The 21,298-nt window shown below is 65.2% G+C and carries 24 protein-coding genes; 11 read left to right on the top strand and 13 right to left on the bottom strand.

The window, feature by feature from the left end; translation table 11 throughout:
• Positions 1 to 68 precede the first annotated feature (68 nt).
• Both PV781_RS19425 and PV781_RS19420 read right to left on the bottom strand, forming a co-directional pair.
• Positions 69 to 653, bottom strand: coding sequence for an NAD(P)H-dependent oxidoreductase (locus PV781_RS19425; RefSeq protein WP_274777280.1), 585 nt, complete (start codon positions 651 to 653; stop codon positions 69 to 71).
• Positions 654 to 755: 102 nt separating this feature from the next.
• A complete protein-coding gene (locus PV781_RS19420) occupies positions 756 to 1,163 on the bottom strand; it encodes a PaaI family thioesterase (RefSeq protein ID WP_274777279.1) in 408 nt (135 codons plus the stop codon).
• Positions 1,164 to 1,280: 117 nt separating this feature from the next.
• Here PV781_RS19420 and PV781_RS19415 point away from each other — a divergent pair, with 117 nt between their 5' ends.
• Entirely contained in the window at positions 1,281 to 2,114 is an 834-nt protein-coding gene (locus PV781_RS19415; protein WP_274777278.1) for an enoyl-CoA hydratase, read from the top strand.
• Positions 2,115 to 2,210: 96 nt separating this feature from the next.
• Positions 2,211 to 3,638: a P-loop NTPase family protein gene (locus PV781_RS19410; RefSeq protein WP_274777277.1), complete on the top strand. Its 1,428-nt coding sequence runs from the start codon at positions 2,211 to 2,213 to the stop codon at positions 3,636 to 3,638.
• 44 nt (positions 3,639 to 3,682) lie between these two features.
• Here PV781_RS19410 and PV781_RS19405 read toward each other — a convergent pair whose 3' ends face one another.
• Positions 3,683 to 3,895 carry a DUF2842 domain-containing protein gene (locus PV781_RS19405; RefSeq protein ID WP_274777276.1) on the bottom strand — a complete coding sequence of 71 codons (213 nt, stop codon included), beginning with the start codon at positions 3,893 to 3,895 and terminating at the stop codon, positions 3,683 to 3,685.
• Positions 3,896 to 4,103: 208 nt separating this feature from the next.
• On the opposite strand from PV781_RS19405, the gene PV781_RS19400 reads away from it, so the two are divergent.
• Positions 4,104 to 5,150 carry a COX15/CtaA family protein gene (locus PV781_RS19400; protein ID WP_274777275.1) on the top strand — a complete coding sequence of 349 codons (1,047 nt, stop codon included), beginning with the start codon at positions 4,104 to 4,106 and terminating at the stop codon, positions 5,148 to 5,150.
• On the opposite strand, the gene PV781_RS19395 is transcribed toward PV781_RS19400, so the two are convergent.
• Together PV781_RS19395 and PV781_RS19390 are read right to left on the bottom strand one after the other, a co-directional pair.
• Positions 5,131 to 5,829, bottom strand: a complete 699-nt coding sequence (locus PV781_RS19395) for an LrgB family protein (RefSeq protein WP_274777274.1) — start codon at positions 5,827 to 5,829, stop codon at positions 5,131 to 5,133. The genes PV781_RS19400 and PV781_RS19395 overlap by 20 nt on opposite strands.
• Positions 5,816 to 6,217: a CidA/LrgA family protein gene (locus PV781_RS19390; RefSeq protein ID WP_274777273.1), complete on the bottom strand. Its 402-nt coding sequence runs from the start codon at positions 6,215 to 6,217 to the stop codon at positions 5,816 to 5,818. Before PV781_RS19390 ends, PV781_RS19395 begins: the two co-directional genes overlap by 14 nt.
• Positions 6,218 to 6,332: 115 nt before the next feature.
• Between PV781_RS19390 and PV781_RS19385 the strand changes: the two genes are divergently transcribed.
• The 4 genes from PV781_RS19385 (at position 6,333) to PV781_RS19370 (ending at position 10,434) form a co-directional block, all read left to right on the top strand.
• Positions 6,333 to 7,220, top strand: coding sequence for a LysR family transcriptional regulator (locus tag PV781_RS19385; RefSeq protein ID WP_274777272.1), 888 nt, complete (start codon positions 6,333 to 6,335; stop codon positions 7,218 to 7,220).
• Positions 7,221 to 7,529: 309 nt separating this feature from the next.
• Positions 7,530 to 7,700 carry a DUF1127 domain-containing protein gene (locus tag PV781_RS19380; protein ID WP_274777271.1) on the top strand — a complete coding sequence of 57 codons (171 nt, stop codon included), beginning with the start codon at positions 7,530 to 7,532 and terminating at the stop codon, positions 7,698 to 7,700.
• 195 nt (positions 7,701 to 7,895) lie between these two features.
• Positions 7,896 to 9,320, top strand: coding sequence for a methylenetetrahydrofolate--tRNA-(uracil(54)-C(5))-methyltransferase (FADH(2)-oxidizing) TrmFO (gene trmFO, locus PV781_RS19375; RefSeq protein WP_274777270.1), 1,425 nt, complete (start codon positions 7,896 to 7,898; stop codon positions 9,318 to 9,320).
• Between the two features lie 10 nt (positions 9,321 to 9,330).
• Positions 9,331 to 10,434 (top strand): serine/threonine protein kinase, encoded by a 1,104-nt coding sequence (locus tag PV781_RS19370; protein ID WP_274777269.1) that lies wholly within the window; start codon positions 9,331 to 9,333, stop codon positions 10,432 to 10,434.
• Here the strand turns inward: PV781_RS19370 and PV781_RS19365 are convergent.
• The 5 genes from PV781_RS19365 to yajC are packed head-to-tail and all read right to left on the bottom strand — an operon-like array spanning position 10,415 to position 14,777.
• Complete coding sequence (locus PV781_RS19365; protein WP_274777268.1) at positions 10,415 to 11,323, bottom strand: phytoene/squalene synthase family protein; 909 nt, start codon at positions 11,321 to 11,323, stop codon at positions 10,415 to 10,417. The two genes, PV781_RS19370 and PV781_RS19365, sit on opposite strands and share 20 nt — an antisense overlap.
• A gap of 9 nt (positions 11,324 to 11,332) precedes the next feature.
• Complete coding sequence (locus PV781_RS19360) at positions 11,333 to 11,713, bottom strand: Mth938-like domain-containing protein (protein WP_274777267.1); 381 nt, start codon at positions 11,711 to 11,713, stop codon at positions 11,333 to 11,335.
• 10 nt (positions 11,714 to 11,723) lie between these two features.
• Entirely contained in the window at positions 11,724 to 12,797 is a 1,074-nt protein-coding gene (secF, locus tag PV781_RS19355; protein WP_274777266.1) for a protein translocase subunit SecF, read from the bottom strand.
• A 10-nt stretch (positions 12,798 to 12,807) separates the two neighbouring features.
• Positions 12,808 to 14,412, bottom strand: a complete 1,605-nt coding sequence (gene secD / locus PV781_RS19350) for a protein translocase subunit SecD (RefSeq protein WP_274777265.1) — start codon at positions 14,410 to 14,412, stop codon at positions 12,808 to 12,810.
• A gap of 20 nt (positions 14,413 to 14,432) precedes the next feature.
• Positions 14,433 to 14,777, bottom strand: coding sequence for a preprotein translocase subunit YajC (gene yajC / locus PV781_RS19345; protein WP_274777264.1), 345 nt, complete (start codon positions 14,775 to 14,777; stop codon positions 14,433 to 14,435).
• A 189-nt stretch (positions 14,778 to 14,966) separates the two neighbouring features.
• On the opposite strand from yajC, the gene cobS reads away from it, so the two are divergent.
• From cobS to PV781_RS19330, 3 genes are all read left to right on the top strand, one after another.
• Positions 14,967 to 15,767 carry an adenosylcobinamide-GDP ribazoletransferase gene (gene cobS / locus PV781_RS19340; protein WP_274777263.1) on the top strand — a complete coding sequence of 267 codons (801 nt, stop codon included), beginning with the start codon at positions 14,967 to 14,969 and terminating at the stop codon, positions 15,765 to 15,767.
• A 7-nt stretch (positions 15,768 to 15,774) separates the two neighbouring features.
• Complete coding sequence (locus PV781_RS19335) at positions 15,775 to 15,987, top strand: DUF1289 domain-containing protein (RefSeq protein WP_425532428.1); 213 nt, start codon at positions 15,775 to 15,777, stop codon at positions 15,985 to 15,987.
• A gap of 75 nt (positions 15,988 to 16,062) precedes the next feature.
• Positions 16,063 to 16,332, top strand: a complete 270-nt coding sequence (locus PV781_RS19330; protein ID WP_274777262.1) for a hypothetical protein — start codon at positions 16,063 to 16,065, stop codon at positions 16,330 to 16,332.
• An 18-nt stretch (positions 16,333 to 16,350) separates the two neighbouring features.
• On the opposite strand, the gene PV781_RS19325 is transcribed toward PV781_RS19330, so the two are convergent.
• Positions 16,351 to 17,184: an aldo/keto reductase gene (locus PV781_RS19325; protein WP_274777261.1), complete on the bottom strand. Its 834-nt coding sequence runs from the start codon at positions 17,182 to 17,184 to the stop codon at positions 16,351 to 16,353.
• A 118-nt stretch (positions 17,185 to 17,302) separates the two neighbouring features.
• Complete coding sequence (locus tag PV781_RS19320; protein ID WP_274777260.1) at positions 17,303 to 19,456, bottom strand: fibronectin type III domain-containing protein; 2,154 nt, start codon at positions 19,454 to 19,456, stop codon at positions 17,303 to 17,305.
• Positions 19,457 to 19,939: 483 nt separating this feature from the next.
• On the opposite strand from PV781_RS19320, the gene PV781_RS19315 reads away from it, so the two are divergent.
• Positions 19,940 to 20,266 (top strand): hypothetical protein, encoded by a 327-nt coding sequence (locus tag PV781_RS19315; RefSeq protein ID WP_274777259.1) that lies wholly within the window; start codon positions 19,940 to 19,942, stop codon positions 20,264 to 20,266.
• On the opposite strand, the gene PV781_RS19310 is transcribed toward PV781_RS19315, so the two are convergent.
• Positions 20,263 to 20,595 carry a hypothetical protein gene (locus PV781_RS19310; protein ID WP_274777258.1) on the bottom strand — a complete coding sequence of 111 codons (333 nt, stop codon included), beginning with the start codon at positions 20,593 to 20,595 and terminating at the stop codon, positions 20,263 to 20,265. The genes PV781_RS19315 and PV781_RS19310 overlap by 4 nt on opposite strands.
• Positions 20,596 to 21,298: the final 703 nt, after the last annotated feature.

Raw genomic sequence — 21,298 nt, 5'->3', positions numbered from 1 at the left:
TATAAAAATGGTGTTATAACACCATCAAATAAGCCACCCTTTTTACGGCTGGAAGCCCCTCCTTCGCGTCACTTTCCCTTTTGGCCGAGGCTGCGCATCGTCTCCAGCCACTTCAGTCGCCGGGCGGGCGGGGCAGCATCCACAAGGCCGAACAGCGTGTGGCGGACGGGGCTCATGCCCACAAAGCCGAGGATGTTGCGCTCCAGGCCGAGAACGCCGTGCGCAAAATAATACCATCGATAGATGGTCGCCGGCATGCCCATGGTCACCACTACCCGGGCCGTCCGCCCGTGCAGCAGGGTCTGGGGAAAGCCGGGGCCGGCATAGATGAAGGCAAATCCAGGCCGCATCACCTGTTCCAGGAAGGCCTTCAACAGCGCCGGCATGGTGCCGAGCCACAAGGGAAACAGCAGCACCACATGGTTGGCCTCAAGCAGCGCGTCGCGGGCCGGGAAGAGGGCGGGGGGCATGCCGCCCGTCTCGAAATCGGCTTGCGTGCGCATCAGCGGGAAATCCAGGCTTGCCACCTCCACCCGCGTTACGCGATGGCCGGCCTCCACCGCCCCCTGCGCATAAGCGTCAGCAAGGGCATGGCACAGATGCCGGCCATTGGGGTCAGGATGACCCTGGATGATGAGAATGGATTTTCCCATGAGGTCCTCCACCTCGAACCCTCCCCCAGCTTCCCGGGCGGGACATTGATCGAGGTCAGAACCTGCCTCTTCCGTTGGGAGAGGTCTTGAACCGCGGCGAACTCACCGGTCGGGAATGGAATAGGTGGCCACGCAATGGGCCACCAGATCCTCGCCCCCCTCGCCCCGAAGCCCCACATCGCCGACGGCCAGGCGCTTGCCGAGCTTGATGAGGCGGGCATCGGCAAACAGGGCGCCGGGTGACGGCTTGCGCAGGAAATTGATGGACAGGTTGGTGGTGACCGCCAGCGGAACAAGCCCGATCTGGCCCAGCAGCGCGACGTAGACCGCCACGTCCGCCAGCGCCATCATGGCTGGGCCGGAGATGGTACCGCCGGGCCGCAAATGCTCCTCCCCGGCATCGAGCCGCACGGTCGCCGTCCGCCGCCCGAGGGCGACCGTGGTGAAGGGGCGGCCCGCGCCGAATGCTTGCGGAAACTCCACCGCCAGGAAGCTCGACAGCTCGTCCATCGTGACGACTGTCTCCGGCCCGTGCCTGCCCATGCGTCTCACCCTGTCTCGCTTCTCGTTGAAGCCTTGCATAAAATAGCCGCGCCCCTGCGCAAAGCGTCGAACGACGAGGCCGCCATGTCTTCCGCGTCCACCACCGCCCCCTCCCCGGCTCCCACGCAAGCATCCCCGCTGCTGCGCGCCGATTCCGGCGGCATCGCCACCTTGACCCTGGCCCGTCCGTCGAGCCGCAACAGCCTTTCCGAGGCCATGCTGGCGGCTCTGGCCGAGACACTGACCGACATCGCGGTCGATGAGAGCGTCCGCGCGGTGGTGTTGACCGCCGAAGGCCCGGTTTTCTCCGCCGGGCACGATCTGAAGGAGATTCAGGCGCACCGCACCGATGCGGACAAGGGCCGGGCCTATTATGAGCAGGTCCTGAAGCGCTGCTCGGCCGTGATGACAGCCATCGTCCGCCTGCCGCAGCCCGTCATCGCAGCCGTGGAAGGCATGGCCACCGCTGCCGGCTGCCAGCTGGTGGCGAGCTGCGACCTGGCCGTGGCGGGCCAGGCGGCGCGCTTCTGCACGCCGGGCGTGAATATCGGCCTCTTCTGCCACACGCCCATGGTGGCCCTCTCCCGGGCTGTTTCGCGCAAGCACGCTATGGAGATGCTCATCCTCGGCGACTGGGTGGAAGCGGACGATGCCTATCGCATGGGCCTTGTGAACCGGGTCGTGGCCGAAGGCGAGGCGCTCGCCGCCTCCACCACGCTGGCGCAGCGCATCGCATCCAAGTCCAAGGTGCCGGTGAAGCTCGGGAAGGCGGCCTTCTACGCCCAGGCGGAGATGACCCTGGACAATGCCTATGCCTTCGCCTCCGATGTGATGACCACCAACCTCCTCGCCCGCGACGCGGACGAGGGTATCTGTGCGGTGATCGGCAAGCGGCACCCAGTCTGGGAGGACCGCTGAGATCGCCAACAGCCCGCGTTTACCGAACATAAACCATGATGGGCGCCTTCTGGTGTCTGCTCGGGACCTGTTGCCGGGCAGTGGAGGCGCCGATCCATGGATCAGCAAGCTGCCGTCGAGACGAACCAGGAAAGCTCCGCCACCGGGCGTGGCCGGGCCGTGGGGGTGTCGCTTGCGCTGACCTGGCTGGTCTTCGGCCTTCTCGTGCTCGCTTTGCTTCTGCCGCCCCGGTTCAGCGCCACCGCTCGATTCGGCTTCGATGTGGCCGCCCAACCGCCCGCCGCGAGCGTGAGCGGTGTTGTCCAAGTCTTTCAATCGCGTGAACTGGCTGGCGAAGCGCTGGGCTACCTTTCCCCACAGGATGTGGAGGCCTTCGCCCATGCCAGCCTGCCCAAATGGGTGTCCCGCCTGATGGGGGGCGGAGCGGACTGGAGCGAAAAAGACCGGGCTGCCGCCGTCTTGGCCTCGCGTTTGCGCGCCACGCCCATCAACGGTGGCCGCGTCATCGAACTCCGCGTCAGCGCAGAGCGTCCCGCCCTCGCGGCGCGGGCCGCGCGCGCCTATGCGACGGCCTATGCCAGTCTGGACGCCTCGGTGCGCGATCGTGCGGGAAATCCCGCGGCCGTCGAGGCGGCACCCGCCCTGCGCCTGGAAGCCCCGCCCCAGGCTGCCAACTTGCCGGACCCGCCCTCGCCCGCACAGATTGCGGCTCTGGTCATCCTGTGCGCCATGATGGGCCTTGTCACATTTTCCTTCGGTCGCAAGGCCGCTCCGCGTGGCCCCGTTCCGCCGCGTGCGCTGCCACGTGAGAGCATCACGCCGCCACGCGTGTCCTGGATCGAAGCCGGTTCGACCGGCGGCCTCGGCACGCTGGAAGCCGCCAACCTTTTGGCGCGGCGTTTGACCGCAAGCACGGAACCCGCCGCCGGAGGGAGCCGCCTCGTGGTGGTCACCTCCGAGCAGCCGGAAGACCGCTCCGCCCCGGTTGCCGTCGCCCTCGCCCGCCGCCTGTCGGAGGGGGAAAGCCGCGTCGCGCTGGTGGCTCTGGACGGGGATTCGGGCGAACTTGCCGCTTTGGTTTCCGACCCCTGGGCGCCCGGCATGAGCGAAATGCTGTTCGGCGTGGCCGGCTTTGGCGAGACGATCCACCGCGACACCAAGTCCCGCGCCCACGTGATCCCGCCGGGCCGGCATGCCCGCGGCGGCGCCGGCGTCGTCAAGGCAGAGCGCCTGAGCCTGATCCTCAATGCCCTCTCGCAGACCTATGATTTCGTCGTGGTGGCGGCCCCCGCCTTTGCGGGCGCGGGCGGGGCGGTTCAATTGTCCACCCTGGAGCCTCTGATCGTCTGCATCGAGGAAGACAGCGCCCGCGGCGGCGGCATCGACACGTTCGAGGCGCTGGCGGGACGCGGTTTCAGAAATGTCGTGATGCTGCGCCTTTCGGCCAAGGACGCGGATCGGTCCGACATGCCCTCCGCGCCTGACAGCCTTCCCGTCCCGAGCCTCACCGCAAGCGCTGCCTGACGCGAAACATACACAATCGCAGACACTTACAGACCGTTCTTCTCTCACGTCTTGCGGTTGGGGCGTTCCATCCAGCGGATCAGGAATGCCGCGGGAATGACCCAGGCGACGCCGAGAATGATGTAGCTGACAGTCTGGAGCGCCCAATGCAGCTCCGTGACCCGCCCCTGGGCCAGCGCCATGGCCACCAGGGCCCAGATCACCATCAGCGCCAGAAGCAGCACCGTTCCAATGAGCTTGCGTAGACGCTGAGGCATTCTCCACCTTTCTCAGACCACCGCTGAACCAGCCTCAAGCTGCCACCGTAGCCGATCAGCTGATGCCCGGGCATCCCCAAGCGGGCGAGGGCCGGTGTTGCACCGTCCTCGTCCGCTCTATAACGGATCTTGGGGGAGGGCCACACCCGGCGCGGGAAAGGACATGAGAGCCATGGCTGCAAGCACGGTCGAACCGAGAGACACATCCATGCAGGGCGTGCGTCTCTGGCTCTATCTGGTGGCGGCCATGATCGTCGCCATGGTGGTGGTCGGGGGCGCGACGCGGCTGACCGAATCGGGCCTGTCCATCACCGAATGGAAGCCCGTCACCGGCATCTTGCCTCCCATGAACGAGGCGCAATGGCAGGCTGAGTTCGACAAGTACAAGACCATTCCCCAGTACGAGATCCTCAACAAGGGCATGGGGTTGGAGAGCTTCAAGACCATTTTCTGGTGGGAATGGGCGCACCGCCTGCTGGGCCGGGTAATCGGTTTCGCCTTCCTGCTGCCCTTCCTCTATTTCGCCGTGCGCGGTGTCATTCGTGGCGCGCTGCTGGGCAAGTGTCTGGGGCTGTTCGTGCTCGGCGGCATGCAGGGCGCCATCGGCTGGTGGATGGTGGCCTCCGGCCTCACCGAGCGCACCTCTGTCAGCCAGTACCGCCTGGCGGTGCACCTCACCATGGCCTGCATCATCCTGGCTGCGGTGGTCTATGTGGCCCGCACCCTTGTTTCCGCCAGGCCGCAGGCCATGCCACCGACACTGCGCGCCGGCGCGTTTGCTCTGGTTGGCCTGGTGCTGCTTCAGATTTTCGCCGGCGGTCTCGTGGCCGGGCTGGATGCGGGCATGACCTTCAACACCTGGCCGCTCATGGATGGCGCCTTCATTCCCGCTGCCGACAAGCTCGCCTTGCTTTCGCCCGGCTGGCGCAACCTGTTCGAGAATGTGCTCACCGTCCAGTTCACGCACCGGATGATTGCCTATGCGCTGTGGCTGTTCGCCCTCCTCCATGCGTTCCATGCCGCACGGACAGGAGGTTGGGCTGCGCTGCAGGCCTGGGGGCTGTTCGGCCTCGTGAGCGCGCAGGCGCTTCTTGGCATCCTCACGCTGCTCTTGGTCGTGCCCCTGGACCTGGCGCTGGCGCATCAGTTCGGGGCCACCGTCGTGCTGATCGTGGCGACCATTCACGCCTGCGACCTGTCGCGCGCCGCGGTCCCGCAGGCCGGAATGGCCCGCCTCAGTTCAGCGCGAGCATGACGAGAGGCGCGGCCAGCAGGTTCAGGAGGCCCGCCAGGACCATCACGAGGCCCGCGATCGACCCCTCCTCGCGACCGATCTGATTGGCCTTGGCCACACCTGCGCCATGGGCCCCCATGCCGAACAGGGCCCCCTTGGCGAGGGCGGAGCGCAGCGGAAGCCATTTCAGCATCACTTCGCCCATGGCAGCGCCACACACGCCGGTGAGGATGACGAAGACGGCCGTGAGGTCGGGGAGCCCGCCGATCTCTCCCGAGACCGCCATCGCAAACGGCGTGGTGGTGGAGCGTGGCATCAGGCTGCGGCCGAGCTCGTCCGGCACACCGAGCAGGTGGGCCAAGGCCCACGCCGATCCCATGGCAATGGTGCTTCCCGCCACCACCCCCACGATCAGGATCGGCCAGTGCCGGCGGATGATTGCGCGCTGCTCATAGATGGGCAAAGCGAAAGCCACAGTGGCCGGTCCCATCATGAGGAGCAGCCAGTGGGTGCCGCTCATATAGGCGCGATAATCCGTCTTCAGCGTGAGCGTCAGGGCCGCGACCATCAGCGGGGTCAGCAAAAGCGGTCCGGTCCACCAGCGGGGCCATCTTGTGTTGATGGCCCGCGCCAGGCGATAGAGCGCGATGGTGGCGAGCGGCCAGAAGATCAGCTGGAGCGTCGCATCATCCCACCGCATGGCGCACCCGCCAGCGATAGAGAAGTTCGACGGTGGCCGCCGTTCCCGCCATGACCATCAGCGTGCCCACGAAGATCACCAGGGCGATCTTCAAGCCGAGCGCACTGATGAACTCGCCATGGTCGATGACGGCAATCGCGGCCGGCACGAAGAAGAGCAGCATCTCCGCCAGCAGCCAATAGGCACCGAGGCGCACCGACGCCGGCTTGACCCAACCTGTGGCGAGAAGAACCAGCAGGGCCACCATGCCCACGACGCCGCCTGGCAACGGCAGGCCGGTGAAGCGCACGAGCGTGTCGGCGGAGAGCCACACGGCGGCGAGAACGACAATCTGGAACGAGCGCGTGCGGCGAAGCACGGCCCGGGCATGCAATGCGACGGGGATCATGGCTGAAATCCGGGGAGCGGACCGCGCCGCTCCTGAGTTGCCGTGAACGATACGCTGCATTGCGATATGCGTAAAATGAATTGACAGAATTCATTTAAGTCGCAATTGGAATAGAATGGAACTTAGGACATTGCGCGCCTTCGTCGAGGTGGTCCGCCAGGGGGGATTCTCCCAGGCGGCGAAGGCCGTGTTCGCCACCCAGTCCACCATCTCCAAGGCGGTGAAGCATCTGGAGGAAGAATTGGGCGTGACGCTGCTGGACCGTGTCGGCCATCGCAGCACGCTCACGGCGGCCGGTGAGATCGTCTATCGCCGGGCCCTGTCTATGCTGGCGGAGCGGGACGACCTGGTGGCGGAGCTCGACGAGTTGCGGGGCCTGAAGCGCGGTGTGCTGCGGCTCGGCTTGCCGCCGCTCGGCTCCAGCACCTTGTTCGCGCCCCTCTTCGCCACCTATCGCAGCCGCTATCCGGGCATCGAGATCCGCCTCGCCGAGCACGGCTCCAAGCGGCTGGAAGAGCTGCTGCTGGCCGGCGAGATGGACTTTGCCGCATCCCTCCTCCCCGTCTCCGACGTGTTCGAGGCCGAGCCCGTGCGCAGCGAGCCCCTGGTGGCGCTGCTGCCGCCCGGCCATCCCGCGCAGCATGCCCGCAGCGTGCGCCTTCACGACCTCGCTGCCTCCCCCTTCATCCTGTTCGAGAGCGGCTTCGCGCTGAATGCCATCATCCTGGATGCGTGCGACCGCCAAGGCGTGATGCCCGACATCATCGCGCGCAGCGCGCAGATCGACTTCATCGTCGCCCTCGTGGCAGCAGGCCTCGGGATCGGCTTCCTGCCGCGGATGATTGCAGAACAGCGCGCCCACGCGGCGGTGGCGCGGGTGCTCTTGGACGAGCCGGGCACGGACTGGAGCATGGCCGTGATCTGGCGCCGCGGCGCCTACCTTTCCGATGCCGCCCGCGCGTGGCTCCAGCTGACGCGCGAGATCTACGGCAGAAAGGGCTAATGCCACGTTCGGAGCGAAACCGCCCAGGGTTTCAGCACCCACCTCGGATTCACTGTTTAGAAAGCCTATCGCATAGGCAGGGCAATATAATGAGCCGCCCTTTTCCCGGGCAGGCCTCGAGCTTCAGCAGCACTGCGAGCGACCCCTTGAAGTTGTTTCACCCGCGCTGGCTCTGACGTCATGACGGTGACTGTCTTCATGCGCGCCGTGCATTGCTGCACTGCAAGCTTACCTATTTGTCATGTTGTGCGGATGGCCTATCTCCATGTTCAAGAAACGTGGCGCTTCAGGAGCGCCCTCGAAAGGAGAATGATCATGTTGCTTTGGGGCTTTCTGGCTGGCCAGATTCGCCGCTGGCACGCTTACAATCGGACTGTGGCTGAACTTTCCCAGCTCGACGATCGTACACTCGGCGATATCAACGTCATGCGGAGCGAAATCCGCGCGGTTGCCCGGCGCGCCACCCTGCATGTCGTCTGACATCTATCGTAGCGCTTGACGGATCATGGCCCCTGCGGGGGCCATTTTCGTTTGCACTGCAAGAACAACGGTTCTTGAACTGTCCGCGCGCTTAAGGCACACCCCGCTGGCAAGCGCGCTGTCCGGTCCCTTCCCCCTGGCTGATCGGGCTCCCTGTGGCCCTTATGGCCTGCTGTTTCGGAAGTGAGGACGGGAATGACACAGCCCACGCAAGCCGATGCCAAGCCGGTTCACGTCATCGGCGGCGGTTTGGCCGGCTCCGAGGCATGCTGGCAGATCGCGAGCCGGGGCGTTCCCGTTGTGCTGCACGAAATGCGACCGGTGCGCAAGACGGACGCTCATCACACCGATGGCCTCGCCGAACTGGTCTGCTCCAACTCCTTCCGCTCCGACGATCCTGAAGGCAATGCGGTCGGCGTCCTCCATGCGGAGATGCGCCGGGCCGGCTCCCTGATTCTGCGCTGCGCCGATGCCAACCAGGTGCCCGCTGGTGGCGCCCTTGCGGTGGATCGCGACGGCTTCTCCCAGGCGGTAACCGAGGCCCTCGCCGCCCATCCCCTGGTGGAGGTGCGACGCGAAGAAGTGGCGGGCCTGCCGCCGGAAGACTGGGACAATGTCATCATTGCCACCGGCCCCCTCACTTCCGCCGCTCTGGCCGAGGCGGTGCTGGGGCTCACCGGCGAACAATCCCTCGCGTTCTTCGACGCCATCGCGCCCATCATCCATTTCGACAGCATCGACATGAGCCGGGCCTGGTTCCAGTCCCGTTATGACAAGGCCGGCCCCGGCGGAACTGGCGCCGACTACATCAATTGCCCGCTCGACCAGGCCCAATACGAGGCCTTCATCGACGCCCTGCTGGCGGGAGAGAAGACGCCGCTGCGGGACTTCGAAGCCAAGACGCCCTATTTCGACGGCTGCCTGCCGATCGAGGTGATGGCGGAGCGCGGACGGGAGACGCTGCGCTTTGGCCCCATGAAGCCAGTGGGCCTCACCAACCCCCACGCCCCGGACGTGCGTCCCTATGCAGTAATCCAGCTGCGCCAGGACAATAAGCTGGGCACGCTCTACAACATGGTGGGCTTCCAAACGAAGCTCCGCCATGGCGAGCAAGTGCGCGTTTTCCGGACCATTCCCGGGCTTGAGAATGCCGAGTTCGCCCGGCTGGGCGGGCTGCACCGCAACACCTACCTCAACTCCCCTCGCCTGCTGGACGAGACGCTGCGCCTGAAAGCCGATCCGCGCCTGCGCTTTGCCGGTCAGATCACCGGCTGCGAGGGTTATGTGGAAAGCGCCGCCGTGGGCCTCTTGGCGGGCCGCCTCGCGGCGCAGCAGCGCCTCGGCGAGGCGCCGACCTTGCCGCCCAGCACCACGGCCCATGGCGCTCTCCTCGCTCACATCACCGGCGGGCACATCGAGACTATTGATGCGGGGCCGCGCTCCTTCCAGCCCATGAACGTCAATTTCGGCCTCTTCCCGCCCCTGGAGCAGTCCCCCAAAGGAGAAGGCGGCAAGCGCCTGCGCGGATCGGAAAAAACGCTGGCGAAGAAGAAGGCGCTCGCCGCCCGCGCGCTGGCCCATTGGAGTGCATGGCTCGACATGCACGCGGCGGCAGCTTAAGACGCCCGTCATGTCCCGTCAGTCCCGTCCCGTTCCGCCGCTCGAGCGCAATGCCGACCCGTCCCGCTTCACCGTCGACACGGTGTTGAAGCGCGACGTTTTCTCGACCGTGGAGCGGGGCACCTGGGTCGACGCCAGCGGCACCGCGCACGAGGCGGTGCGCCGGCGGTGGGATACCGTCTCCCCCTGGTTCATCCTCATCGCCCGACGCTTGGCCGCGGGCGAGGTGAAGGCGCTGGAACGGGTAACCCGCACGGGTGTCACGACGCCTCTCCTCGCCGTCGGCGACCGTTTTCTGGTGCGCGGCTGGATCGAGGGCGTCCCGCTTCAAATCGCCCGCCCCCACGGCGACCTGCATTATTTCCGCTCCGCCAAGGCGGCGCTGCGCACCCTCCATGCCGCAGGCTTTGCCCATAATGATCTGGCCAAGCAGCAGAACTGGCTGCGGGGCGCGGATGGCGAGGCTTGGCTGATGGACTTTCAGCTGGCTCTGCCCATCAGCCGGCGCTGGCGGCTCGGTCGTGTGCTCGCCTATGAGGATGTGCGCCACCTCTTGAAGCACAAGCGCACCTATTGCCCCGAGGCGCTCACACCGCGGGAGCGCAAGGTACTGGCGCAAAAAAGCATTTTTGCCCGCATCTGGATGGCGACCGGCAAGAAGGTCTACCGCTTCGTCACCCGCCGGCTCATGTCCTATTCGGATACGGAAGGTCGCGGGCCGCGCGTGACTCAGGTGGGTCCCCGCATCGCGGCGGCGCTGGCGACCTATCCCAGCGTGCGCGACGTGCACATGTCCGACTTCCAGACCCTTGGCGGCAAGGTCGGCCTGTATGCCTTCGTGGAGGCCGACAGCCCGCTTAGCGTCGAGGCGCTGCGCGGCCACCTGGCGCAGGCCCTGCCCGACCGGCCGCACTTGGACCATCTCCAGGTCGTCCGCCGCCTGCCCCGTGCCGCGGACGGCACCGTGCGTGATGATCTTCTGCTGCTGGTGGCGCGCAACCAGATCGAAATGCTCGATGCCCTTTCGGGAAGCCCGGCGATTCAGGAAACGGTCGCCGAAATCGCCCGCGGCCGGCTCAACCTGACCGACCGGATCACGCGGCCGGCGGCCTGACCAATGGGCGCCCTGCCCGCGCGCGACGGGCGGCGCGCCAGATGGTCCACAGGCGCACCAATGGCGATGTGCCGGCCACGGTCTTGAAGGGGTCGGAGACCCGCGCCAGCGCCTTCAAGTCACCCGGCACAAGAGCAAGAGGCAGAAACACCGGCAGTGCGTCCCGAGGCGCGTCGGCGAGACCCTGCACCGCCGCGCGCACATGCCCCGCCGCTACGCTGCGCAGCTGCGCGAAGACCTTGGCGAGGGCTGCCGAGCCCGTACCGCCCACCGCCTCGTCCCGGCCGATTCCTTCCGCGCGCAGCATGTCGAGCGGCAGGTAGCATTGGCCGCGGGCGGCATGGAACGGAAAGGCCCGCATCAGGCCCGTCAGCGCGATGGCGACACCCGCATGACCGGCCGCCTCGGCAACCGCCGGCTGCGCGCGGCCCGTGAGGATCTGCGCCCCCAGCTGGATCAGGATCGATGCTGTTTCCCCCGCATATCCCTCCAGATCGTTGAGGGTCGGCATGGGGTCGTCATAAAGGTCAAAGGTGCGCGCATCGATGAGGTTCAGCAGCGGGCCACGCGGCAGCGCCTTCGCATCAATGGTATCACAGATGGCGAGGGCCACCGGATGGCCGGACACATCGCCCCGCCCCAAGCCCTCGATAACCTCCCGCCACCATTGCAGCCGCATCTCGCCCGGCAAGGCCTCGCGAACCACCTCACGGACGCGGGCAATCTCCAGGCTGAAGGCATAGAGCGCCCACAGATGGCGGCGTTCCGATTCTGCGGCGAACAAAGTGGCGAGGAAGCGATCCCGGTCCTGGACGCGCAACATCTCGCCGCAATGGGCATAGGCCGCATCAAGGCTGGGGGCCGTTGCAGGAGGGGCGGGCTCGGCCATGCCGGCCGCTCACACGGCGATCAAGGCGGCGCCCACGCGCCGGCCTTCATCGAGCAGGACGTTATAAGTGGAGGCGGCGGCAGGGGTCGGCATGAGCTCGAACCGGATGCCCGCGTCACGGAGCACCTGCTTCAGCGGCTCCTTCAAATGGGCGGGGTCGCGACCGGTGCCGATCAGCAGAAGCTCCACCGCATCGCCCTCGGCGACCACCACGGCAAGGTCATCAACGCCAAGATCCGCGAAGCGCTCGGGCCGCCACGGCCGCACGCCGGACGGCAGGGCGGTGATGGACCCTGCATGCGACATGCCGGCGAAGTGAAAGAAACGGTTCGAATAGCCGTCAATCGTCACCTGCCGGGGCAGGAATGGCGTTTCCGGCCGTTCGACCATTACCTTCTCCTCAGCCCTTGGGGCGCGGACGCTGGCGTCCCTTGCTGGAACGCCGCGACGCGGGCGCCGGGTTCCCGGAAGCAGGGCTGGTTGGAGGGGCCTGAGGAACGATCTCGGCCTCTTCCACCACGTCTGCGGGCGCCGCGACAGGCGCCGGAGCGACATCCTTCTCCGCGTCCGGCACCACCGTCGAGGAGCGCAGGCCCAGATGGATCAGCATGGGGGCGGCCACGAAGATGGTGGAATAGGTGCCGATGACCACGCCCACCGTCATCGCCAGCGAGAAGCCGCGCAGCACCTCGCCACCAAAGAAGTACAGGGCGAGACAAGCGAAGAAGGTGGTCAGCGAGACGATGATGGTGCGGGAGAAAGTGGCGTTCACCGCGATGTCGAGCATCTCCGGCAAAGCCATCTTCTTGTAGCGGCGCAGCATCTCGCGAATGCGGTCATAGACCACCACCGTATCGTTGAGCGAATAGCCCATGATGGTGAGAATGGCCGCGATGGAGGTCAGGTCGAAATCGATCCCGAGGAAGGAATACACCATGAGCGTCACGAACACGTCGTGCGCCGTGGTGGCGATGGCGCCCACCGCGAACTGCCATTCGAAGCGGAACCACAGATAGATCAGCACCGCCACGGCGCCGAGCAGCAGCGCAATGACCGACTGGCGAACCAGCTCGCCCGAGACGCTCGGGCCCACCGTCTCCACGCGGCGCACCGTATAGTCGGAGCCGAGCGCGCCGGAAATCTTGGCCACGATAGCCTGCTGAGCGGCATCATCGGCGCCGGTCTGGCCGACGCGGATCAACACGTCGCGGGGCGATCCGAATTCCTGGATCTGCACGTCGCCGAGGTCGAGGTCGCCCAGATGCTCACGCAGGGCACCAAGGTCTGCTGCCTGCTGGCTTGTCTGAGCTTCCACCAGCGTACCGCCGCGGAAGTCGATGCCAAGGTTGAAGCCGAAGACGGCGAAGCACACGACAGCCAGCACCATGATTCCCGCGGAGAACGGGAACGTCCAGTGCCGCAGGCGCATGAAGTGGATGTTGGTCTGCGCCGGGATGTAGTCGATCAAGGGCATGGGCGGCGCCTCAGATGGGCAGCTTGGCCGGGCGCTGCCACCTCACCCACCACGCAATCATCAGGCGCGTCAGGGTATAGGCGGTGAACACGGTGGTCAGGAGGCCGAGAATGTAGGTAACGGCAAAGCCCCGAACGGGACCCGATCCGCCCAGAAGGAACAGGATCGCGCCGGTGGCGAGCGACGTGATGTTGGCATCCAGGATGGTGCCGAGGGCATGGACAAAGCCCTTGTCGATGGCGGCGATGGCCGAGCGGCCTTCCCGCGCTTCGTCGCGGATGCGCTCGAAGATCACGACGTTGGAGTCCACCGCCATGCCGATGGTGAGCACCACGCCGGCGATGCCCGGTAGGGTGAGCGTCGCGCCCAGGATGGATTGCAGGGCGAACATCAGTGTGATGTGCACCGCCAGGGCCACGAGGGCAAACAGACCGAACAGGCCATAGACGGCAAGCATGAAGACGGCCACGAGGCCGGCCGCCACGAAAGCCGCCACCTTGCCCGATTCGATGGAGTCCGCGCCGAGGCTCGGGCCGACGGTGCGCTCTTCCATCACTTTCAGAGGCGCAGGCAAGGCACCGGCGCGCAGCAGGATGGCAAGGTCGTTGGCCTGCTGAACGGTGAAGTTACCGGAAATCTGGCCCGCACCGCCGAGGATCGGCTCGCGGATAACCGGCGCCGAAATCACCTGGTTGTCGAGCACGATGGCGAAGGGGCGGCCGACCGCGTCCTGAGTGGTGGCGGCAAAGCGCCGGGCACCGTTGGAATTGAAGCGGAACGTGACGATGGGCTGGTGGGAATTCTGGTCGAAGCCGGGCTGGGCATCCACCAGGTCCTCACCGGAGACCCGCACCTGCTTTTCGATCAGATAAGGCGTTCCGTCAGGCCCGCGCAGAACTTCCGAATCCGGCGGGGGGCGGCCTTCCAGAGCCATCTGGGCCGGCATGGACTGGTCCACCATGCGGAAGGAGAGCTTGGCCGTCTGGCCGAGCAGCGCCTTGAGGCGCTGGGGATCCTGCAGGCCGGGCACCTGCACCAGGATGCGGTCCGCGCCCTGGCGCTGGATGTTCGGCTCCACCGTTCCGAGCTGGTCGATACGGCGGCGGATGATTTCGATGGATTGGTCGACGGCAGAGCGGATGCGGGCATTGATGCCGGCTTCCGTCAGCGAGACGATGATGGCGTCGGCGGAGCTTGAGACGGTCAAGTCCATCTCGCCGGTTCCGCCGCCCATCAACGCATTGCTGACCGGGGCCGCAAGCTTGCGCAGCTCAGTCACCGCCTTCTCGGAATCCGCCGGATCGCGCAGCCGCAGCTGCACGATGTTGTCGCGGATGACGAGACCGGTATAGCCGATCTTCTGCTCACGCAGGACCTTGCGGACTTCGTCCCGGACCTGCTCGGCCCGCTCCTTGCGGAGCGCCGCCGCGTCCACCTCCAGGAGAATGTGCGAGCCACCCTGGAGGTCGAGGCCGAGTGTCACTCGGCTCGACGCCAGCCAATGGGGCAGCACCGCCAGAACGGAGGGGGGAAGGACGTTCGGCAGGGCGAACAGGATGCCAAGGGCTGTGATCGCAAGGATCAGAACCGTCTTGAGCCGGGAAAAGTGCAGCATCGTCTTGCGATCTCAACGCCTCAGGCGGGCGTCTCTTCCTTGGCGGGTTCGGCCTTCGAGCGCACGACGGAAATCTGCGAGCGAAGCTGGCGGACCTTCACATTCTCAGCGATCTGCAGCTCCACCTCAGTCTCGTCGACGACGCGGGCCACCTTGCCGACCAGACCGCCAGCCGTGACGACCACGTCGCCCCGGCGGAGCGAGTTGACCATTTCCTGGTGCGCCTTGGCGCGCTTCTGCTGCGGGCGCAGAATCAGGAAGTACATGACCACGAAGATCAGCAGGAAGGGGGCGAGCTGAATGAGCATGTCGGTCCCGCCGCCGGCGGCCGCAGCGCCCTGGGCATAAGCGGGCGTAATGAACATGAGCATCCTCGTTCGTCTTGGAGTAAGGCGCCTCCCCGCAGGTCAGCCGGGGGCACCGAGGCGGCCGGACTATACTGGCGCGGCCGGGGAATGCAAACAAAGGCTGCGCCCTCTCCCCACCCGCTTGACCTTGGGCGCGAATACAGGTCCCAAGGCAGCATGCGAGCGACCGCAGCGGAAACGAGGCGCATGACGAATACTCCCCTCCTCCAGGACCTTCTGGTCGCCCTGCGCTTCTATACGCGCCTTCCTGTGCCGATTTTGGCACGAGAAAGCGATCCCCATGCGGCGCCGGTCCTGAAACGCATCGCCTATGCAGTGCCGCTGGCAGGGGCGGTGATTGGCGGGTTGGGGGGGCTCGTGCTGGCGCTGGGCCTCCTGCTCAAGCTGCCGGCCCTGCCCGCCGCCGCGCTTGCGGTCACCGCCATGGTGCTGATGACAGGCGCCTTCCATGAGGACGGCCTCGCCGACACTGCGGATGGCTTCGGGGGCGGACGGGACCGCGCCCATCGCTTGGACATCATGCGCGACAGCCGAATCGGGACCTTCGGCGCCGCGGCCCTGGTCCTGTCTCTTCTCTTGCGGGTGAGCGCCATCGACGCGCTCGTCGTCCTGGCGGGGCCCTGGCGCACCATCGCCATCCTGGCGGCCGCGGGTGCCGCCTCGCGGGCGGCGGGAATCGCGCTGCTGGAAATTCTGGAGCCTGCACGGGCCGACGGGGCGTCCACTGCCGCCGGCCGGCCGGGACCGGAGGGCCTGATCGCCGCCGCACTCTCGGCCGCCATCCTGGTGGCGCTTCTGCTGGTGCCAACCCTCGGCATCCGCGCCACGTTTGTGGGTCTGCTCGCCCCCGTTGCCGCCTTGTTCGTGATGGCGCGCCTTTCCAACGCCAAGATCGGCGGGCAGACGGGGGATGTGGCGGGCGCCACCCAGCAGGTGGCGGAAATCGCCATTCTGCTCGGCCTCATCATGTTCGCCTCTTTCCGCTGAGGTCCCCATGACCGGCACCGGCAGCGCCATTGAGACGCCTTGCATCCGCGTCTGCGTGGTGGACCCGGTGAGCGGGCTTTGCATCGGCTGCGGGCGCACCTTGCAGGAAATCGGAGCCTGGGCCGGCCTTTCCGCCCAGAGACGCAAGGACGTGATGACGGCGCTTCCCGGCCGCCTGGCCTGGCTGCGTCGGGAACGCCCCGACGCGTTCGAAGGTTAGGGCGCGCGCCGTGGGACGCATGCCAGCGCCTTCCCGGCCCCACCCCTCGCCTCTGCGGTTTTCAGGGAGAACGACTTGAACAGGTCGCGCCTTCTTCAAGCAGTTTTGATCGGCCTTGCGGTCGGTCTCGTCGCTCTCATCCTTCGGCATGACGAAGGCACCGTCGCAGGGATGCGCCTTGGGTCCTTCGCCAGCCTGCTTGCCCTCGGCGCGCTTGCCCTGGTGATCGGCTCCGGCGTGTTGCGCATGTCCCGGGGCCGCACGCGCGAGACGCTGACCTCCATCGCCTTCTGGGTGGTGATCGCTGCCTTCCTGGCGCTGGTTTACACCCTTTATCACGGGTGAGACCCCCGCCAGCGCCTCCTACAGCATCTCCAAGGCGCGCCGGCGGGTGGGCGGGGGGAAGTCGGCATCGATCTGTGCCAGGTCCTCGGCATCCAGAACCAAAGCGGCGGCGGCCACATTGGCCCGCACGTGAGCCGCACGGCTGGCTTTCGGGATTGCGATGACATCCGGACGCCGCATCACCCAAGCCAGCGCCACCTGAAAGGCATCGACGCCGTGCTTCTTCGCCACGCGGCCGAGCGCGCCGGACCGGGACAGGCGGCCCTGTTCGATGGGACTGTAGGCCATGACCGGAATGCCATGCCGCGCCAGCAAGGGCATGAGGTCAAACTCCGGTCCCCTCCGGCTGGGATTGTAGAGGATCTGATTGACCGCGCAGGCGCCCCCACCGGCCGCCAGCAATTCCTGCATGTCCTCGGGGTCGAGATTGCTCACGCCCCAGTGACGAATCTTGCCGGCCGCCTGCAAGGCCTGAAAGCCCGCAATGGTTTCCTCGAAAGGATGACTGCCCCGCCAGTGAAGAAGGTAAAGGTCCAGCCGGTCGGTCTTCAGGCGCGCCAGCGAGCGCTCGCAGGCGGCGACGACGCCGGAACGGCTGGCATTGTGGGGATAGACCTTGCTGACCAGGAAGGCGCGATCGCGATAGCCCTGCAGCGCCTCTCCCACCAGCTCCTCGGTGAGGCCTTCGCCGTACATTTCCGCAGTGTCGACAAGTGTGGCGCCCAGGTCGATGCCGAGGCGAAGCGCATCAATCTCCTCGCGGCGACGGGCGGGCGTTTCGCCCATGTACCAGGTGCCCTGCCCCAGCGCGGGCACCTGCTCTCCCCCCGGAAGCGTGACAGACTTGAGCATGCGCGTCCTCCCTTGGGCGACAATATCACCGCCACGGACCTGTGCCACGCGCCCCCGCCCGACAAAAAAGGTCCCTCGCCGGATGGACGAGGGGCCCTCAAAACTGCACCCAGCGGGATCAGACGTAGCCGAAGATCTCGCTGAAGGCATAGTCCGTCTGGGTGATGCCGCTGCCCACCGGCGAGACGTAGCCGACCACATCGCCATTGTCGCGGCTCAGCGACCACATGGAGATGCCGGCGACGTCGTCGTTCGATTCCACATAATCGACCAGCTGCTGGGCGTCCTCGAGCGTGAAGACCTCGCTGGTGACATCGTTGATGCCGATCATGGGCGTGATGACGAGCTTGGTGTCGAGCCCGATGCTGTCCAACTGGGCCAGCGTCGCCTCGGAGGCAGAGATGGCGTCGGCGCCCATGTCTCCGGTATCATAGTATTCGCCATAATCCATGGCCATGATGTTGACGTGGGAAAGCTCAACGCCATGGGCCACCGCGTCCTGAAGCAGCGCAAGGCCCGCGGCCGTAAGGCCATCGGTCAGCACCGGGAGGGTGTAGGACACTTCAAGCCCCGGATTGTTATCCTGAAGGATGGCCAGCGCCTCGTTCCGCATGGAATTGGCTTCGGTGTCGGCGATGGCTGCCCCCTCGATGTCAAAATCGAGCTTGGTGACGCCATAGGTGTCAATCACCGACTGGTAGGCCGCCACGAGCGCAGAGACGCTTGAGAAGGTGGACGCCGCCTCCTGACCATTGGCGCCGCCAAACGAGATGGTGATGTCCACCCCATTGGCCTGAAGCTCGTTCACGATGGAAGAGATGCTCGTGCCATTGGACAAGGTGTCGTTGGCGATGGTGCCGATTCCACCCCAGCCGATGGTGTCGGTTCCCGACGACAGCACGAAGGCCAAGGTCACGGCCTCCAGCCCGGCATCCTCGACCATCTGCACCAGACCCTGGCTGGTGGTCAGGGACATGTCCACATAGGGGGAGAACGACTTGTCCCCGCTCGACGACGTGTCCTCGGCATCGGTGGTGACGGAGATGACATCAGACGGCGCCGACGCGCCCGCTTCATCGATGGCCACCACGGTGTAGGAATAGGTGGTCGCGGCGTCGAGGCCCGTCACCTTGAAATAGGTGCTGCTGGTGGTGCCGATGAGCGTCCCATCCTGGTAGATCTCGTAGGACGAGACTGTTCCCACGCCGTCCACCTCGGCGGCATCCCACCGCAGGGTGAATGTGTCGTCGGACACGCCGGTGGCACGGATATCGTCCGGCGCGTCGGGCACCACGGGCGTGGTGTCCATATAGCCCACAAAGGTCCAGACGAGGCCGGCGCCCCCGCTATTGGTTGTGGGGTCATCCCCTTGCGTCCACCAATTGGCGACATAAACCTTGTTGCCGACACTTGCCTCCGCGCCCGCCAGGTAGACGGCGGAAGCACTCCAGGGATCGGCATAGTCGGCTTCGCCACCCGTGCCACCGCCGGTTTCGCCGCCCCCGGTATCACCACCGCCCGTATCTCCACCGCCCGTATCGCCGCCTCCCGTATCGCCGCCGCCCGTATCGCCGCCGCCGGTGTCTCCGCCTCCGGTGCCCCCGCTTGCGCCAGCGATGGCGGCCTGCCACTCAGCAAGGGCGGAAGCATCCTTGGCCCGGATGTTGGCCGTCGAAAGCTCAGCCAAGGAAACATCCGTGAGGATGTAGGACTGGTTGTTCGAAGGGATGGTGATGATCGTCGATCCATCCACTTCCGAGATGGCGAAATTGTCGGCCGAGAACCAGCCAAAATCGAGCACGTCGAGGGCCGTGTCGAAGTTCAGGCGCGTGGTGGTGCCCCACGACCAAGTGATGGTGGTCACAGTGGCCACACCGTCGCCCACATGGCCGGAATTGCCACCGCCGGTGGAACCGCCGCTGGATCCTCCCGTCGATCCGCCCGTCTCTCCTCCTGAATCACCACCGGTGTCGCCACCGGTGTCGCCACCAGAGCTTCCGCTGCCCGCGAGCGCCGTTGTCCACGCCGAGACTGCGGAACTGTCTTTGGCGACAATGTTCGAAAGCGACAATTCGTCGAGGCTCACCCCGCTCAGCGTATATGTCTGGTTATTGGAGGGGATGGAGATGACGACCGATCCATTGACCTCGCTGATGGTGAACTGACCCGACTGAAACCAGCCGAAATCCAGGACATCCACGCGGGGATCAAAACTGATCACCGCATTCGAACCCCATGCCCACGTGATGGTGGTCGTCTTCCCGCTCGCCATGATGGACCCGTGCAATGGTTGAACCCACCGACAGTCTCACAGAGCACTGCGCGCGCCACAATCATCAACCCACCGCTGGGGAAGGTTATGTTTTATTCCCTCCGGCTATTGAATGCACATGGTGGAGGATCTTCTGAAGATGACATTCTCATGTCACAGCTGCACGCGTTGCGCGAACGAGCAAGGCACATACATCCCACGCTAAGCGCCTCGGCCTCAGATGGTGTCGGAAACTCCCGACGATAACCTATTCGATGAAGACCCTGTTCGCTCTTCCCGGCCGCCGCGACCATGCTTGACTCTAAACCACCGCTTCTTCCAGCTGAAGGCGCCAAGCCTAACGCGGCCCCTCACTTCAACCGTCTCCCCAATCCTGGGCCGAAAGGTGCAACATCGGGCCCTATTGACTATAGGTTGTATAGTAGGCATATTTCAATCATAGGGAGGGATACGTAAGCACAATCACTTTTAAAGGGGGGTCAAATGGGAACCGTGAGCCTCGCAAATTCCCTCGGCGTCGATGTGCGGATTAAAGACTTCATCGTCAATGGCGTCCACATTCTGCCTGATCGCACACCGATACAGGCTGGGACGACGGGCTCTGGAGTTTACGATGTGAAAAGTTGGCGCGATTTCGATGATTTGATCATTTCATTTTATGTGGGAAGCGATTTATTCCACATCGACCTTAATAAAGAACACTATTTCGGAGGCGGCGATTACCATTATCCTGGCCAAGGATCAGCTGTCTGCTATACGCTCTTGGGAACAAACACAGAAGGCAACCAAATCCTCGTAACGCTGGGCTAAAAACAGGACGGCCCCGTGACATATGTGTATAGCAACGATTTTTCGAAGAATTTGGACAAGAAGTGAAACCCTTGCTTGAACGCACCGTCCGGTAAAGTGCGGAGGCCGATCAAACGGCCTCCGGCCGGATGTTCGTGCAGGCGCAAATGACTGACCATCCGCTGCACGGCGTGCCACTGCGTATCGGGGAAAAGGTCGCTGACGGCACGCACAACGGCAAAGGTCTTGGAACTTTCGGCCCATGGGGCGCAATAAAAGGTCGACTGACGGATGCCGCCCGGTGCGCATTGGCGCGTAATCGGCAGATGGGGGGCGAGGCGAACGAACACCTCATGTCTCGTCCCACGCTCAGCGCCCGGACGTCCGACGCCCAAAAATCCCGGTCCACCATCAATTGGCCGATTTCTCTCTCGCGGGCGGGGTTGGTGGCTTCCGCTTCGCCAACGATTACACCTCAGCCATGTCCTGGCGGGGGAGCGTGGCGAGATCACCGAAGCACTTCGCGTCACGCCCCCCCCGCGCGTGTCGTCAGGCTGCCGGCACTTCGTGCGACGCTCCATGTCTCCCCCCATTCATCGGCATCGTTGCGGCGCACAAACGTCTCGCCGCCCCATGCCCCTTCCGGCCGATCGGGGCTCTCCAGGAGACCGATTTTAGTTTAGTAAGGGCAGCCAATCCCCGTGCGCCCTGCGTGGAAGCACGCGCCGAAAGATCGGAAAGCGGGTCATACCCTATCGTATTGAACGGGGGCACAGGGCCCGGCGCCACCTTATGAACAACGGAAGTAATGTCTAAAGACCAAACGATGACCTTCTCTGTCGCCCCTATGATGGATGGCGGAAATTTTCTTTATTTTTCAAAGATTTGAGCGGTGGGCGTGTGCAATTTCTGTGCACTTGGGGCGCGCTTCTCTGCGCTTTTCTTTTGTGCTCTTCGCCGTCCGTGGCCCCTATCATACTGTCAATGCGCGTGCCGTCGCCACCTTTATTGTTTCGGTTCCTTGCCTTTGGGTAGTTCGAATCCCTCTAGGCT

The organism is Aquabacter sediminis, from assembly GCF_028863665.1.
Taxonomy (GTDB): domain Bacteria; phylum Pseudomonadota; class Alphaproteobacteria; order Rhizobiales; family Xanthobacteraceae; genus L1I39.
Note: the sequence above shows the minus strand (reverse complement) of the source record. Positions and strands in the feature narration are given on the sequence as shown.